This window comes from Psychrobacter fozii (assembly GCF_003217155.1).
GTDB lineage: Bacteria > Pseudomonadota > Gammaproteobacteria > Pseudomonadales > Moraxellaceae > Psychrobacter > Psychrobacter fozii.
Genome location: NZ_QJSU01000010.1, coordinates 86,899 through 103,106, shown reverse-complemented (window position 1 = coordinate 103,106; position 16,208 = coordinate 86,899). Strand labels below are relative to the sequence as shown.

Genomic DNA, 16,208 nt, shown 5'->3' with positions numbered 1-16,208 from the left:
TATCCAAAAAAGTTTAACATATCATGACGTATTTAGCGCCGCGGCAAGGGTTGTTTGCCATTATTCTTCTGGTTAGTTTTTGTTTGCAGACTCTATTGTTGGTCATTAGTACTGATCAACAGTTGAGCAACAGTCGTGCGTTAAAAGGCGAGCAGATGGTTGCTCAGCTGATTGATGAGGCAAGGTTGTCTTTAGAGAATAAAGACCGTGTCAGTCTAAGCGTGATTGCCAATCGCTATACCAGCGAGCAAGACGTGACGAAGATCTTGATTACAGACAATAACGACGATATCTTGGTGCCAGTTGGCAATGCGCCTATGCAGCAAGGTGATACGATTCGTCAAATTGCTACCAACGGCGATGCTGTGATTGGTAGTGTGGCACTGACATTAAAGGATATTAGCAAAGGTGAAATTATCGCCATGCAATGGCCATTTGTCATCGGTACTATGCTACTGCATTTATTGCTTTGGTTGATTTACGGCTATCTTGCCCGTCCTACCAAAGAGCAAATCAATGCCCTCAGCCGTGATATTCAAGATTTGCATCGTGAGCAATATATGCAAATTGATCAGCGCAGCCGTAACCACGAGCGCCGCTCAGCTGACCGTCAAACAAACGATCTCCAAGAAAATGACTCTCAAACAATGAGCAGCTTGGATGAAGACGGCGCAGAGCATAAGCCAGCTGACCTTCGTAAGTTTGATGTAAATAGTGAAGTAAACCAGTATTTAAGAACACAACAAAATCAAAGTGCGGCGAGCGATACCGCTCATTCTAGTACGGCTATTGATGGTGCGGCAGATGACCAAGTAGAAAATCTAGCAGCGGAAAGCACGCAAGATGAAATGAGCGGCAGTAGTACTCAGAGATCTAGCAGCGCCTCGCGATTGTCTGCCACACGAGCATTTGACAGCGTGAAAGTACAGATTGTATTCCATGACGAGTTCAATATGCTTGAGCGTCTTGCACCTGCCCAGCGCTTGCCTTATTTGGCATTATGCACTCAGCTATTGAACCAAGCAGCGACTGAGCTACTCAAACAGCCATTGTTGCTAGGTGTCAGCATGATAAATGAGCCTAAGTTCGATGACAGCGGTGCGAGTGTGCTATTAAAAGCTGATAACAGCCATGCCAAAGTGGCGTTAGCAGGCGTGATGCTTGGTAAGCTATATTTAATGCTTAACAAGATTATCCATGACAAGCATATCGAGCTGTCGCGTTTTGCATTACCTGCCAAAGCGGGCGTCAGTGATGATGCACAAAGCGATGCGATGACGCAATTGCTGCACAGTGTTGGCAAAAAAGAGCAGATGCTGATCTTGCTACCGAATGCTGGACTCAAGCAAATCAGCCATCATGTACAAGTACAGAGTATCATGCGCCCAACCACCGTTTATGAGCGTGAATGTGCCGTATTCGATGGTGGGAATGATTCAATGATTCAACGCTTGGCTGACGTCCGAAATTCGGTACTGATGATTGAAAATGAAGACGAATCACATACTTAATAGTATCTGTGTAATGATGTTTCATTAGCGGCAATTGTTTTTGTTTTTATGTACACAATTGTCTGTTATATTACCTGCATCATTACCTTGGTATTATAGGCGAAATAGGCCATAGTGATAAAAAGCATTGACAACGTTCAGTAGAGACTTTATAAGGCATATATATATTAATGTATTCTTAATACCTTTGCCAAAAATGATAGGAGTTTGTCATGAGTGACGCTGATATTGACAACGATTTTGATGATGATTTCATCGATGATGATGATGCAAAGATGGTGGAAGAGGCTGAGACGAGTGTACGTACGCGCTTAAGCAGTCTTGAAAAACGTCGTCTAATCGATAATTTGTTAGAAGAAAAACGGTTGGCTAAAGAGCTAAAAGACGATTTAGATGACATCGATAACTTCGATGAAGATGGCGATGACTGGGATGATGACGACTTTTAAATTTTAGAATAAAGTCCTCACACAATATAAGAAAGTTCAGTCGTTTAAGCCGACTAAAGCCACGTAATAATGACTCGTTACCTAATAGTATTGGGTTGATGATATCTTATTTATTACTTTTCTATGGTTGCCAGCAGCCCATCTATGCAGTAATTCTGACTTTATAATGGTTGTTTGAATATTTATTCGAATGACCTTTATCCTCAAATTATCACTGATTTTGCACGTAACTGAACGTTTATTGCGCATTTATTAAGACTGTCGCAATCCACCTTTCAAGGACAATTAGACCATGAGTAACCAATTAAGTTTTGACGAATTACTAGACTATATGGACAATCAAGAGAGCCAGTTCGTGCTCGACAGTGTCGCTGCGCATGGTTTTTTGACAGCGACAGTCATCGGTCGTCCATTGCCTAACTGGATGGATGCATTGTTTGAAGGCCACACTAGTGAGATTCCAGAAAACGTGATCGATGGCATCACTCGCTGGCGTGATTCGATCATCGCTGAGTTAAAAAATGAGACGCCTATCGAGCTACCATTTGGTGAAGACGCTGGTGATGAAGAAGTGGCCGTCGACTTTTCAGATGACTCAGATATCGTTGCTTGGTCAATCGGCTTTGTCGATGCGATGTATGGTGATGAAGCCAGTGATTGGTTTGAAGATGAAGAAACTGCAGAAGACGTAGCGGTTTTGACCTTACCAATGATCGTATTGAGCGGTATCGATGACGAAGATCCAGAGCTTGCTGAGATGCGTAAAGATGAAGATAAGCTAGTGCAAATGGCCAATAGCATTGAAGGCAATTTGACTGAGCTGTTTTTGTTGTTTCATACCAACGACTAACAGTTAAAAAAATATCTTTTATCTTAATTAATAGTGGTTCTAGCTTTACTTAAGGCGCTGTTATAATAATATTAGCTTGTTAAATTAGAGAGAAATATGAAAAAATCATTATTGCCACTACTTTTAATCGCAGGTTTGGCATCAGGATGCGCAACAACCTCTACTCTATCAACTAAAGACAACGTTAGTGTCGCGAAGGTGAAGTTAGACTCTGTTAATGTTAATTTAAATCAAAAATATGATAACCCTGTATTTTATAGTCAAGCTGATATTGAGCAGTACCTTAGTAAGTGTTTAGTTGCTGAGTTGTCTAAAGAAGGCAAGTATCAAACGAATGCAAAAGCTAGTGTAAATATAAATATAGACTATAGAAGAATTTATTCGGGCGAAGCATTTGGTATGCAAAAATCTATCGGTAGTCCCGAAATTGCCTATAGCTATAAAGTTATTAGTGACAACAAGATCCTACAGCAAAATGAAGAAAAAGAGCTTTTTGTAAACGCAGGATTACTAGGAAATTTTAACTATGTAGGTAATACTGAAAAAGAAGATGAAAATATGTATATAGATGCGTTATGTCGTCATATCGCTCAGAAAATTTACTGATTTTTTAATTAGGTCACGATACTATGCAGCTTTCCAATCTTGAGCACTTGCCTAACTATCAAATCACCGAGCGTTTAGATGTGGTGTACGGCAGTACGGTACGCTCAAAGCACGTCGGTAAAGACTTGTTTGCTGGACTAAAAAACATCGTCGGTGGTGAGCTGACAGCTTATACCGAGCTGTTAGAAGAGTCGCGTCAAGAAGCGATAGACCGCATGATTGTCAAGGCAGAATCTTTGGGTGCTGATGCAGTCGTTGGTTTGCGTTTTTCGACCTCTAGTATCGCGCAGGGAGCCTCTGAGCTATTTGTTTATGGTACTGCTGTCAAAGCGATACCGATGCCGCAGCAATCACCTCAAAACCCGCCAAGCGATTCTTATTATCAAACGGGTCAATCGCATCACTCAGGTCAACACCCAAGCACGCAAACTCCACCATCAGAACCTACTGATGAGTTGCCACGTTTCAATCCTTTTGGTTAGATAACCGAATCTTAAAGCATTGATGCTTTTGTATGATAAGAGACGTGCCATGAACAACTCCCTTACCCAATTTCTCATCAACTATGCACCGTTTGTTTTATTATTCGCGGCTGGCTGGTTTTTTGGCACGCGTCACGAGCGTCAGCATTTGGCACAGTTGAGCATCGACGAGCAAGCACTGAGTCATATCATTGTGTCAAGCGAACGCTTTTATCGTCCTAATATTGCGGCTAATAGTCAGGGTGAGTTGGTACTGGGTAGTGTGGTGATTGGTCAAGATTACTTCAAAATGATTATCGCCCGTGTCTTAAGTATCTTTGGTAAAAACCTGACCACCTACGAGACGTTATTAGATCGCGCCCGCCGTGAGGCCATCGTACGGATGCGTACCGAGGCCAATGCCAAAGGTTGTAATCATATTTATGGTCTGCGCCTTGAGGTGACTAACGTCAATCAACTAGGCAGTATGGTAGAAGCCATCGCCTATGGTACGGCAGTCATCAGTACTGACCGTCACTAAAGTCATGCCAATCTGAGGTATATCTTTAATCTTATCTTCCTTTTTATCCCCAAAATAAGCACTTATCTTAGGGTGTGTCCTCATTTTAAAAATGATGATCAAAATAAGATAAATTGCAGTCAAACGAGGAAAATAGCGCAGATAATATCGGGATATTAACCAGATATTTGACGATGTTTGGCAAAATTTAGCTATTTTTAGCCCATTTAGAGGGCACTCGTTTGAATTGAGGACACGCCCTAGTTATCCTTGCGTTGCTATCAATTTCTAACAAGAAATTATAGAGGGTCGACTATATTATGCTTGAACTTGTCTTCTGGGGCTTCCTGCTACTTTTACAGATTATTTTTGGGTTACTGATGTTTTATGGTGTGTTTAAAGTGATGCTCTGGTCTAGTCGTACAAAGCTTTCAAAGCGTACTTCAAGCTCATCTTCTGGAGATGACATCAACAATAGTAATAGTAATCATAGCGGATATAGCAGCAATGACTCTTGTGGTGGAGATGGCGGCGGGTGTGATTGATTACTTTCTTAGCGGCAAACCTGCTCGTGTTAAGCCTAACAATATAAATAATGGGATACCCTAAAATTTTCTGTACTTTTATATGGCGGATATCCTACGTTTGAATACTGACTGGTGAGTAGTTGAATAAAATAGATAAAGCTGCCTTTACAACGATATACTTTATGTTACCGCTTTATTACGATTACTGAATATATGTGAAAGATGGCATGGAATGCTGTCAAGTAATGTTGTCATATAAAATATTGATGACGTCGATGGCTTTTACCCAAAATCTCAGCAGGATTGGCTGATTAAGCATCACAAAGTTGTCATAAAACTGCCTATGTAAAGGCTCTATCTACAAGGATGTAGTTATGGAAGGTGTGGAGTTAGTCACGTTTGTAAATTCAAAAGTCATTCCTATTGGTATTTTTTTGATCATGATGGGGATGGGTCTGTCCTTAGTTACCAATGACTTTAAAAGAGTCGTCAAATACCCCAAAGCAGTCGCAATAGGCCTAACCAATCAGCTAATCTTCTTACCATTGGTTGGTTTTGCCTTGGCAACCTCGATGTCCCTAGAACCTGAATATGCCGTTGGGGTTATGTTACTGGTGCTTTGTCCTGGCGGCACCACCTCAAACCTATTCACTTATCTGGCCAAAGGTGACGTCGCACTGTCGGTCACCATGACCGCTATTGCAAGCGTCATTACCGTGTTTACCATTCCTATCGTCCTCAGTTTTTCGCTCGTGTACTTCATGGGCGCGGGTAGTGAGTTTCAATTGCCAGTGGTTAAAACCATGGTCAGCTTGATTGCTCTAACTATCTTACCTGTGAGCGTTGGTATGTTGATCAAACGCTATGCGCCTACGGTTGCAGATAAAACACAGGTCATGGTTTCTCGTTTTGGTGTGATATTCCTGAGTTTCTTGGTTCTATTCTTAAGCTATGTGCAAAAAGACATCATTGTAGAAGCATTGATAGCCACTGGCCCTGTATCATTGATATTGAACGTGTCGACGATGGCGCTTGGTTATTACACTAGTAAATGGTTTGGTCTGAATCCAGCACAAAGAAGATCGATTACCATGGAAGTCGGCCTACAGAACAGTACGCTTTCTATGTTTATGGCATTGACACTATTGGCTAATTACAAAATGTCGCTGACCCCAGCTATTTATACGCTAATCATGTTCTTAACCGCAGGTATTATGGTGAGAGTATTCAGTGCGCAACACAATAAGGCGAAGCAAACGGAGATAGATAGTAGTGTGATGGCAGCACGCAGACTCTAATCTGAAGATTATAAATTACTCAGTCGCTTTTTAATTAACAGCTCTATAAATTGCGACTAAGAATTTATTGATTGAACTCCATGACCAGCTTGATATTTCAACGCTTGTTATGGGGTTTTTGCATTTATGATCACTATATTTCATTACATACAGACTGTAGGACATAGCGCAAGACAGGGTTAATAACAGAGCTTAACGATGACGTAAATCTACTCTTTCTTTGGCATTGGCTGTCTGCTCTTTCACTTTTTCAATTTCAAACAAGAAGGTGCGGTTTTTCAGTACTGCGACAAACACCACGCCACCGACCGTATTGCCCACCAGTACCACTGCCAAGAAGACTAAATAGCGCCATAGGCTGACGGTATTGCCGTACAGTAACGCTGAAAATACTTCGATATTACCTACGATACTGTGATGTAAACCCAAAAATCCGATACTGCCCGTAATGATGGTAACTAAGACAATGCGGCTCAGTGTATCGCGTGCCGAGGTCACCAGCCACGCCGTCACGCCCATCATCCAACCTGCCAGTACGGCACTACCAAATATCACCCACCATTCAAATCCTAAGACATGCTCGGCATACGCGTCAATGTCGCTGACGCTGAACAACTGCATGTTCAAACCGAGGCCAATCATTAACGCAGCAAATAAACAACCACCCACCACGTTACCAGCGATCACGATGCCCCATAGACGTAGCAACTTAGTTAACGGTTCAATGCCGTTGAGTACTGGTAGACTTAAGAGAGAGGTTTGTTCGGTAAATAATAGTGACTGACCAATGACAACGATAATAAAGCCGATGGGGTAAAGTAACGAGGCGAGTACAAGAGCGTATTCACTGGGTAGTACTCTGCTGAGGAGCGCAAAAGCTGATAAAATCATAAAGAAGCTAATACCAATCTCAAGCCCAGCGGTAAAAGCACTGGTGAATAGCGAGCCAAGCGAGCGCTCAAACGTCTCTTTGGCGTCCATGACTTGTTCGACTAAGATACTGGCATAGCTTTTTGCATGACTCAAATTGTCATCATTGGCGACTTTTTTGATGGTTTCTTTGTCTTCGTCACTGATTTCTTCTGGCAAATCATTATCTTTTAGGTCTTCAGTGACGTTTGTCTCATTGGTGTTCTCGTTATTATTGTCATTAGCTTTGTCATGAGCTTTGTCATTGGGACTGTTTTCTTGAGATTCTTTTTGACTGTTTTCTTGATGATCTTCTTTCTGGTTTCTTTGAAATTCTTCTTTATGACTGTCATCAGCCAAGTGCTCATAATCTGTAGATGAGGTCTGCAAGTCTTTCTGATGTTCAGTATGACTATCAATATCTTGGGACACGGTAAACTCACTGGTTAAGAGATAATAGTTTTGCTATATAAGAAGTATCGAACGTAGAGATAGAAACTATATTGAGACAGAAGCTATATTCTATCGTACGACGATCGCTGATTATGTTTAGCATTGAGCCGATTGGTGTTGTTAATTGTTTAATAATTTGCTCAAAAACTGCCTTCAGGCTTTATAAATTGCCTTACCATCTAACAAAATCTGCCTATCTGCGTTAAAATCACTCTATTCATTATTTTTCTAATTTTTATATTCGCTTTAATTCAATTAACTTTGATCACATTCAATCAATAAAAGATAATGCCATTATGAGTAACCACAACCTAACCGCCTCTATCCAAGCGGCCTTAAGCCAACTTGAAAACGCCTATAATCCTGCGGAAGTCGAAGCAGGCATGTATCAGGGCTGGGAAGAAAGCGGCTATTTTCAGCCGACTTTTGACAAAGACGAGTCATTTTCTATCGCGCTACCACCGCCGAACGTCACTGGCTCACTACACATGGGTCATGGTTTTAACAACGCGATCATGGATGCGCTCACCCGTTATCACCGCATGGATGGTGACAATACGCTGTGGCAGCCAGGTACGGATCATGCTGGTATCGCCACCCAAATGGTCGTTGAGCGTCGTTTAGAGGCGCAAGGTATCAAGCGCCGTGACATGACGCGTGAAGACTTCATCGATAAAGTATGGGAATGGAAAGAAGAGTCGGGCGGTAATATCACTAGCCAAATTCGCCGTTTGGGCAGCTCGGTTGACTGGTCACGTGAGCGCTTTACCATGGATGACGGTCTGTCCAATGCGGTAAAAGAAGTGTTCGTTCGTCTGTTTGACGATGGCCTTATATATCGTGGTAAGCGTCTAGTAAACTGGGATCCAAAATTCCAAACCGCGCTGTCTGATTTAGAAGTGGAAAACCACGATGAAAAAGGCAGCTTGTGGCATTTCCGCTATCATTTCACGGATAAAGATTTAACGACCCAAGATGGTAAAAACTATCTGGTCGTCGCTACTACGCGCCCTGAAACGCTACTTGGTGATACCGCTGTCGCAGTCAATCCTAGCGATGAGCGTTATGCGCACTTAGTCGGCAAAACCATTACTCTGCCAATCACTGGTCGCGTCGTGCCTATCGTTGCTGATGATTATGTCGAAAAAGACTTCGGTACGGGCTGCGTAAAAATCACTCCAGCGCATGATTTTAACGATTATGAATTGGGTCGTCGTCATAGCTTGCCATTGATTAACATCCTTGATGAGCGCGCCAATATCTTAGCATCGATGGAAGTGTATCCTGATCTGCAAACGCGTGAGCCAGAGCTAGCGACCACGCCTAGCGAGTATGCAGGACTTGAGCGTTTTGCCGCTCGTAAGTTCCTTGTGGCGCAAGCAGGCGAGCAGGGCTGGCTAGAAGACATCGAGGACTACGCGCTAAAAGCCCCGCGTGCTGAGCGTGGCGGTACGATCGTTGAGCCGTGGTTGACCGATCAATGGTATGTCGCTGTCAAAGAGCTTGCCAAGCCTGCGATTGACGCGGTAGAAGACGGTAGCATCGAGTTCGTCCCTGCGCAGTACAAAAACATGTATATGTCGTGGATGACCGACCTACAAGATTGGTGTATCAGCCGTCAGCTCTGGTGGGGACATCGTATCCCTGCATGGTATGACGATGCGACGGGTGAAATCTATGTCGCCCGTGACGAAGCGGAAGTGCGTAGCAAGTACAATCTAAGCGATGATATCGTGTTACGCCAAGATAATGACGTGCTCGATACGTGGTTCAGCTCAGGTCTATGGACGTTCAGTACACTTGACTGGGCAGACGTTAACGCTGATCCACGCGTGATGGACACCTTTCACCCAACTAGCGTATTGGTGACAGGTTTTGACATTATCTTCTTTTGGGTGGCCCGCATGATCATGATGACCATGCACTTCGTGAAAAACGAAGATGGCACGCCGCAAGTACCGTTTAAGACCGTCTATGTGCATGGTCTGGTGCGCGATGGTAATGGTCAAAAAATGTCAAAATCAAAAGGTAATGTCTTAGATCCGATTGACCTAATCGACGGTATTGATCTAGAAGCGCTGGTAGAAAAACGCACCAGCAATATGATGAATCCAAAAGACGCGGCCAAAATCGAAAAGCAAACGCGTAAAGAGTTCCCAGAAGGCATCCCAGCCTTTGGTACGGATGCACTGCGCTTTACCTTTACCTCCCTTGCCAGTACTGGTCGCGATATCAACTTTGATCTAAAGCGTGTCGAGGGCTATCGTAACTTCTGTAATAAAATTTGGAACGCCAGCCGTTTTGTACTCATGAACTGCATCGATAGCGAAGGCAGTGCCAAGCCTATCGACCAAGCGGCAAACCCTGATGTTTGGGAATTACCAGAAAAATGGATCATGAGTCGTCTGAACTCTACCGTTGCCGATATCCATCAGCATTTCGCCCAGTATCGTCTCGATATGGTCAGCCAAGATATCTATGAGTTTATCTGGAATGAGTACTGTGATTGGTACGTTGAGCTTGCCAAAGCCAGTCTAAATGATGACTCAGTATCTGACGAACGTAAAGCGCAAATCCGCTATGTACTACTGCATGTGCTAGAGACGGCGCTACGCTTCACGCATCCAATCATGCCGTATCTGACTGAGCAAATCTGGCAGACGGTTGCACCACTACTTGGTCGTAAAAACACGGACAGCATCGTCGTCGCTGACTATCCAAAAACGGATGAGGCACAAATCAGTGAGCAGGTCGAGGCGGATATGGCGTGGCTACAGGAGCTAATCGCTAGCGTCCGTAATATCCGTGGTGAGATGAAACTGGGTAACGCGGTACGTCTGCCAGTGCTACTACAAAATATCTCGCTAGCAGAAGACGAGCGTCTATCACGTATCGCCAATCAGTTTAAAGCGCTTGCCAAGGTAGACAGCTTAACCATTCTAAAAGAAGGTGATGAAGTACCATTGTCATCATCAAGCATGGTCGGTCAGCTACGGGTACTCGTACCGATGAAAGGTCTCATTGATCCAACGGCTGAGCTGGCGCGTTTGGGTAAATCATATGATAAGTTGAAGGGTCAATCCGAAGGTATCGCCCGCAAGCTAGGCAATGAAGGCTTTGTCAGTAAAGCACCTGCGGAAGTGGTCGATGCTGAGAAGGCAAAACTGGCTGAGTTAGAAGGGCAGTTGACCGCGATGACGGCACAGATGGAAGAGTTAAAGAACCTGTAATTGCTATGACAATAGCTGTATGAATAAAAAACGCCATCACAACTGTGATGGCGTTTTTTATTGTCAGGATGACGGCCAGTAAGATGTCTACTTGATGGACGTAAGATATAGTCAAAGAAATCTAAAACAGCTACAAGGCAGCCGACCGCAGATTGTATATATAGTACCTCTAAGGAGGGTAACACCGTAGCGGTTTAGTAGTTCGCTGACGATAGCATCGCCCAAACGTACACTGTTAAAGAGTAGTAATACGTTAGTAGTCAAATAGGAATGACTCATCAGCGTTAAGGGGTGTATATTGCATGCTGTTTTTTTATTTTTGAGCTCACTTTACCCATTTGATTTATTTGAAACATTATTTTGAGGGATATTATGCTAGCTGCTTATCGAGATGATACGTTTTTTCTTAATCGAGCGTTACCTGTATTGGTTGCTTTAGCGGCTATTTATGGGCTGTTGTCGCTGCTGTCTATTCCGATCAATGCTGTGGTGTTGGCCATTGTACTCATGGTTGTATTCTGTCTTATTAAGATTCCTGTTGCGGTTTCTTTGGTATCAGCGGCTTTGCTAGGTGGTCTGCATGCACAAATGGCGTTTCCAGATATCTTGCAAGTATTGAATGACAACTTACTCAGTGGTGCGCAGGTAGGTATGACTTATATCATGGTCGGTGCATTTGCCGTTGCACTGTCGAGGAGTGGTGTGCTTGATTGGGTCGCGCAGAAAATGGCTCGTAGCCTAAATCGTGAAGGTGCTCATGTACGCAAACAGGTCAAATGGATGCTGTTTATACTGTTCATTGTCGCCTCGTTACTCTCACAAAATTTGATCCCAGTACATATTGCTTTTATTCCAGTACTTATCCCGCCATTACTTGGATTGATGAATCGTCTGCAAATTGATCGTCGTGCCATCGCTTGTATTCTGGCTTGTGGTATCAGTGCGTCTTATCTGTTATTACCGTTTGGCTTTGGTGCGATTTATCTCAATGAAATTTTATTAGAAAATTTTAATACGGTGGGTGCGGCATCTGGGTTTGTTGCCACAGCGAGTATGGCGCCTAAAGCGATGTTTTTTCCAGTGATGGGTATTTTGGCTGGCATGCTGGTTGCTGTATTTATCACGTATCGTAAGCCACGCGCTTATATCGAATCACAAAAACAAGAAATATCAGCATCTACCGATCAAGAAAAAATAGAAATAGGGTTACAGCCTTTACTATTTACCGCATTGGCAGTGATAGTGGTATTGCTGTTCCAAATGTATTTTGACTCACTGTTTATCGGCGCAATGATAGGGTTTATGATTCTTGGCTTCTCTGGTATTTATCGCTGGCGGGCTCAGGATGATGTCTTTACTCAAGGCGTTCGATTAATGGCAGAAATCGCCGTGATTATTACTATCGCCTCCAGTTTCGGTGCGGTATTAACGGCCACAGGTGACATCGACCCATTAGTGGCTTCTGCTACTCAGGTTTTAGGTGATAATAAGCTGTTCGGTGCTGCAATGATGCTAATCGTGGGCTTGTTTATCACTATCGGTTTTGGTGATTCATTTGCCTCTGTACCGATTTTGGCGCCGATTTATATTCCATTATGCGTAGCGCTTGGTTTTTCTCCATTAGCGACACTGGCTATGCTTGGTGCGTCTGCGGCATTGGGTGATGCTGGTTCGCCTGCGTCTACACTCACGCTTGGTGCGACTGCTGGTTTGAATGCGGATGGACAGCATGACCATATTAAAGACAGTGTGATTCCGACTTTTTTCCATGCCAATATCGGTATGCTGCTATTTACTTTGGTCGCTGTGGTATGGCTGTTGGGCTAAACTCGCTGAGTGTGAAGGGTGGTTGACGGCGCAGATGGAGCAGTTGAAAGCGTTGTCACTAAAGCATAAATATCTATAGTAATAAAAGACGCTGTCACAATTGTGATGGCGTTTTTTATTGTCTACTGGTTAGTTCTGTGTCTTATTTCAAAATATAACTGAATATTTGTGTGCTATTATCTATCGTATTTTGCGCCGTTATATTCTTTAATCAAAGCCGTATGGTAATACTATATTAAATACTGAAAAAATTAAGGTGGTGCAAATAGTTACTGCTTATGTGGGTTTATTAACTAATCTATAAAGATGGCCTCTCTTTTGTACAAGAGAATCAATTTATTACTATATGGCTGATAACGTGCTGTTAATCAAGCAAAGGGAATATTCATGGTTAATGAAAAATATCACAGGGGTTCTGAATGGAGAAAATGGGATTTACATATTCATACGCCTGCTTCATTCCATTGGAGTGGCAAAAGATTCAGCAGCGATCCTTGTGATCCTATTAATGCTCTATTAGTTGATGAAATGATTAATGCTATGAATACTGCCGAACCAGCTGTATTTGCAATTATGGATTATTGGACTTTTGATGGCTGGTTTGCCTTGAAACATCGTTTAACTCAAGAGAATGCTCCTGAGTTAAAAAAAATAGTATTTCCTGGAATAGAGTTAAGACTAGTTGCTCCGATGACGGGTCGCCTTAATGCTCATGTGCTTTTTTCAAATGAAGTAGATGATCAAGTTTTACATGACTTCCAAGGGGGTCTAAATATTGCACTAATTGATCGACCATTATCGAATTATTCACTAAAGCATTTAGCCCGCTTTGTTGGAGAAGATCTTTTACAGTCAAAAGGCTTTAAGAAATCTGAGATCGATGAGGTTGATGACAAAGCACTTGAAGCTGGTTCTATGATTGCTGAAATAACATGTGAAAGTTATAAAAAAGCACTTCTTAGCGTACCTAACAATATGGCTTTAGGTTTTATGCCTTTTGATACTAATGACGGTTTAGCCGATGTGAAGTGGCAAGAACACTATGCTTACGTTTTAGGGCTTTTTGAAACATCCCCTATCTTCGAAACGAGAAATTCTGACCTTTGTGCCGCTTTTGCAGGAGTAACAACAGAAACAAATAAAAAATGGGTTAGTGATTTTCAAAGGGCTTTGAAAAACACACCGAGGTTAGCTGTTTCTGGGAGTGATGCTCATCAGTTTGTTGGTGTTCAAGGTGATAATAATCGTCGCGGTTATGGTGATTACCCATCAGGGAAAATTACTTGGATAAAAGCTAATCCAACATTTGAAGGCCTTCAGCAAGCAATACGTGAACCTGCGAAAAGATCATTTATTGGTAGAATCCCCCCTAAACTACAACTAGTCAAAGACAATAGAAGTTTGTTTATAGATAAGTTGTTGATAAATAAAGATATTGGTTCCACTTACAATGAGAATTGGTTAGATGGAACGGAATTAATGCTTAACCATGATTTAGTTGCCATTATTGGTAATAAAGGCAGTGGTAAAAGTGCTTTAGCCGATGTTATTGCTTTTTTAGGTGACTCAAAACAAAGTCAGCACTTTTCATTTCTTCAAAAGAATCGTTTCAAAGGCAAAACAGGAGTACCTGCAAAGCATTTTGATGCACAATTATTATGGGAAGATAAAGAAGTTGTAGAAAAAAACCTAAATGAAGAAGTGGGGTTTGGAAATGTAGAGCTTGTAAAGTACATACCTCAAGGGCATTTTGAAGAGCTTTGTAATGCTCATATACTAGGTGAGTCAGATGCTTTCGAAAAAGAGTTGAGGTCTGTTATCTTTTCTCACGCAGATAATGTTACTAGATCAGGTGCTTACGACTTTGAACAGCTGATCAACCTTCAAGAAAACCCATTATTAAGCCAGATTGACGGTTTAAGAAGCTCTCTACATGGAATCAACCGCGAAATAGCTTCTATTGAAGAACAGATGACATCTGAGAACCGAAAGGCAATTGAAGAAAGTTTAGATCATGAAGAAAGGTTATTACAAGAACATTCAAGGACTAAGCCTACAGAGTTACCTGAACCAACAAATGCTTTGACTGAAGACCAGCAGGTGATATCTGCACAGTTAGCAGATACCAATCGTCAAATTGAAGACGTAGTTAATCAGCAGGAAATTAACAAAGGTAATTTATATAAACTTACTCTTAAAAGAAGGGCTTACCACAATATTGTACAAGGTGTTGAAGCTGTTAAAAGCTTGCACTCTTCATTCAAAGAAAAATCTTCAAATGATGCAGAAATCTTAAATATAAATTTAGATGATCTTTTATTATTAGAGGTAAAAGAAGAAAAGTTAGAAGAAATCGAAAGTGTTATTTCCAATGAAGTTAAGAACATTGAAACTAATAACAGTATGATTGAAGTCACAAAAAAAGCTTTGCTAAGTCAGAAGGAGTCATTGAGTAATCAGCTAAATGTACCGCAACGAGAATACCAAAACTATTTAGAGTTGCTAAGAATCTGGACTGAAAAGCATATCGAAATATTGGGTTCGGTTGATATGCTTGAATCAATAGAGAATCTGAAACATCGAATTGATCAGCTAGATCAGTTGCCAGAGCAAAGAACAAAATTGCAAATGCAAAGGATAGGTATTACAGAGAAGATATTTGACAAATTAGAAGCTCAACGCTTTAACAGAGAGTTATTATTTAGGCCTGTTCAAGAGTTAATTCAAAATAATAATTTAATACGTAATGACTATAAGTTGAGGTTTAAAGCGGAAATTAATAGCACACCTGATATCATCGATACTAAACTGTTCAGACTAATTAAAAAAGATACAGGAGAGTTTAGAGGGGAGAATGAAGGCTTAACGTTACTTAAAAGTATGATGGACGAATTTGATATTGGCGAGAAAAAATCTCTATTAGAGTTTGTTGTAGACCTTGATGGTCGGCTTGATCGAGCATCAAACTTACCAGGTGTGAAATCACTACTTAGAAAAGGCTCCACAGCTAATGAAGTCTATGATTTCATATTCGGTCTAGAGTATTTAGAGCCTAGATATACTCTAATGTTTCAAGATGCTCATATAGAACAGCTTTCACCGGGTCAAAGAGGCTCTCTACTCCTGATTTTCTATCTATTAGTCGATAAAGGAGATATGCCCATAATTTTAGATCAGCCAGAGGAAAACTTAGATAACGAAACGGTTGTTAGTTTACTAGTTCCTGTTTTAACTGAAGCAAAACAGAAAAGACAAATAATCATGGTTACTCATAATCCAAACCTTGCAGTCGTTTGTGATGCAGAACAAATCATACATTGTGAGTTTGATCGAACTGATAACCATAATATTAAATATTTTTCAGGGGCGATTGAGAGTAGCTATATTAATAGTAAAGTGGTTGATATTTTGGAAGGCACTATACGTGCATTCAATAATCGTAGGATAAAATATATAGAGGATAGGACTTAACTTATTACTACTTTCTAAGTTTTTAGTGTAAACCGCCACAGCAAAACTGTAGCGGTTTTTTAATATCAGTAATTAGTCTATTATCTTTAAAGGAAT

11 protein-coding genes are annotated in these 16,208 nt (G+C 41.6%); 10 read left to right on the top strand and 1 reads right to left on the bottom strand.

Going from position 1 to position 16,208, the window contains the following annotated elements; translation table 11 throughout:
* The first annotated feature begins 23 nt into the window (after positions 1-23).
* The 7 genes from DFP82_RS12640 to DFP82_RS12605 all read left to right on the top strand — a co-directional run bounded on the left by DFP82_RS12640 (position 24) and on the right by DFP82_RS12605 (position 6,222).
* Complete coding sequence (locus DFP82_RS12640; RefSeq protein ID WP_110924076.1) at positions 24-1,511, top strand: hypothetical protein; 1,488 nt, start codon at positions 24-26, stop codon at positions 1,509-1,511.
* Positions 1,512-1,723: 212 nt separating this feature from the next.
* Entirely contained in the window at positions 1,724-1,960 is a 237-nt protein-coding gene (locus DFP82_RS12635) for a PA3496 family putative envelope integrity protein (RefSeq protein WP_110924075.1), read from the top strand.
* A 292-nt stretch (positions 1,961-2,252) separates the two neighbouring features.
* Positions 2,253-2,810, top strand: coding sequence for a YecA/YgfB family protein (locus DFP82_RS12630; RefSeq protein WP_110924074.1), 558 nt, complete (start codon positions 2,253-2,255; stop codon positions 2,808-2,810).
* Positions 2,811-2,906: 96 nt separating this feature from the next.
* Positions 2,907-3,416 (top strand): hypothetical protein, encoded by a 510-nt coding sequence (locus DFP82_RS12625; protein ID WP_110924073.1) that lies wholly within the window; start codon positions 2,907-2,909, stop codon positions 3,414-3,416.
* 23 nt (positions 3,417-3,439) lie between these two features.
* Entirely contained in the window at positions 3,440-3,898 is a 459-nt protein-coding gene (locus DFP82_RS12620) for a YbjQ family protein (RefSeq protein ID WP_110924072.1), read from the top strand.
* 49 nt (positions 3,899-3,947) lie between these two features.
* Positions 3,948-4,418 carry a YbjQ family protein gene (locus DFP82_RS12615; RefSeq protein ID WP_110924071.1) on the top strand — a complete coding sequence of 157 codons (471 nt, stop codon included), beginning with the start codon at positions 3,948-3,950 and terminating at the stop codon, positions 4,416-4,418.
* Between the two features lie 880 nt (positions 4,419-5,298).
* Positions 5,299-6,222, top strand: a complete 924-nt coding sequence (locus DFP82_RS12605) for a bile acid:sodium symporter family protein (RefSeq protein WP_110924069.1) — start codon at positions 5,299-5,301, stop codon at positions 6,220-6,222.
* Between the two features lie 192 nt (positions 6,223-6,414).
* Here the strand turns inward: DFP82_RS12605 and DFP82_RS12600 are convergent, their stop codons facing one another.
* Positions 6,415-7,563, bottom strand: a complete 1,149-nt coding sequence (locus tag DFP82_RS12600; protein WP_245905721.1) for a formate/nitrite transporter family protein — start codon at positions 7,561-7,563, stop codon at positions 6,415-6,417.
* A gap of 317 nt (positions 7,564-7,880) precedes the next feature.
* Between DFP82_RS12600 and DFP82_RS12595 the strand changes: the two genes are divergently transcribed.
* The 3 genes from DFP82_RS12595 to DFP82_RS12585 all read left to right on the top strand — a co-directional run bounded on the left by DFP82_RS12595 (position 7,881) and on the right by DFP82_RS12585 (position 16,112).
* Positions 7,881-10,814: a valine--tRNA ligase gene (locus DFP82_RS12595; RefSeq protein ID WP_110924068.1), complete on the top strand. Its 2,934-nt coding sequence runs from the start codon at positions 7,881-7,883 to the stop codon at positions 10,812-10,814.
* 372 nt (positions 10,815-11,186) lie between these two features.
* Positions 11,187-12,641 (top strand): Na+/H+ antiporter family protein, encoded by a 1,455-nt coding sequence (locus tag DFP82_RS12590; protein ID WP_110924067.1) that lies wholly within the window; start codon positions 11,187-11,189, stop codon positions 12,639-12,641.
* Positions 12,642-13,028: 387 nt separating this feature from the next.
* Positions 13,029-16,112 (top strand): TrlF family AAA-like ATPase, encoded by a 3,084-nt coding sequence (locus DFP82_RS12585; protein WP_110924066.1) that lies wholly within the window; start codon positions 13,029-13,031, stop codon positions 16,110-16,112.
* Positions 16,113-16,208: the final 96 nt, after the last annotated feature.

Excerpts from the sequence above, each read along its gene's own strand:
- DFP82_RS12640 (WP_110924076.1), top strand. The coding sequence starts at position 24 with ATGACGTATTTAGCGCCGCGGCAAGGGTTGTTTGCCATTATTCTTCTG.
- DFP82_RS12635 (WP_110924075.1), top strand. The coding sequence starts at position 1,724 with ATGAGTGACGCTGATATTGACAACGATTTTGATGATGATTTCATCGAT.
- DFP82_RS12630 (WP_110924074.1), top strand. The coding sequence starts at position 2,253 with ATGAGTAACCAATTAAGTTTTGACGAATTACTAGACTATATGGACAAT.
- DFP82_RS12625 (WP_110924073.1), top strand. The coding sequence starts at position 2,907 with ATGAAAAAATCATTATTGCCACTACTTTTAATCGCAGGTTTGGCATCA.
- DFP82_RS12620 (WP_110924072.1), top strand. The coding sequence starts at position 3,440 with ATGCAGCTTTCCAATCTTGAGCACTTGCCTAACTATCAAATCACCGAG.
- DFP82_RS12615 (WP_110924071.1), top strand. The coding sequence starts at position 3,948 with ATGAACAACTCCCTTACCCAATTTCTCATCAACTATGCACCGTTTGTT.
- DFP82_RS12605 (WP_110924069.1), top strand. The coding sequence starts at position 5,299 with ATGGAAGGTGTGGAGTTAGTCACGTTTGTAAATTCAAAAGTCATTCCT.
- DFP82_RS12595 (WP_110924068.1), top strand. The coding sequence starts at position 7,881 with ATGAGTAACCACAACCTAACCGCCTCTATCCAAGCGGCCTTAAGCCAA.
- DFP82_RS12590 (WP_110924067.1), top strand. The coding sequence starts at position 11,187 with ATGCTAGCTGCTTATCGAGATGATACGTTTTTTCTTAATCGAGCGTTA.
- DFP82_RS12585 (WP_110924066.1), top strand. The coding sequence starts at position 13,029 with ATGGTTAATGAAAAATATCACAGGGGTTCTGAATGGAGAAAATGGGAT.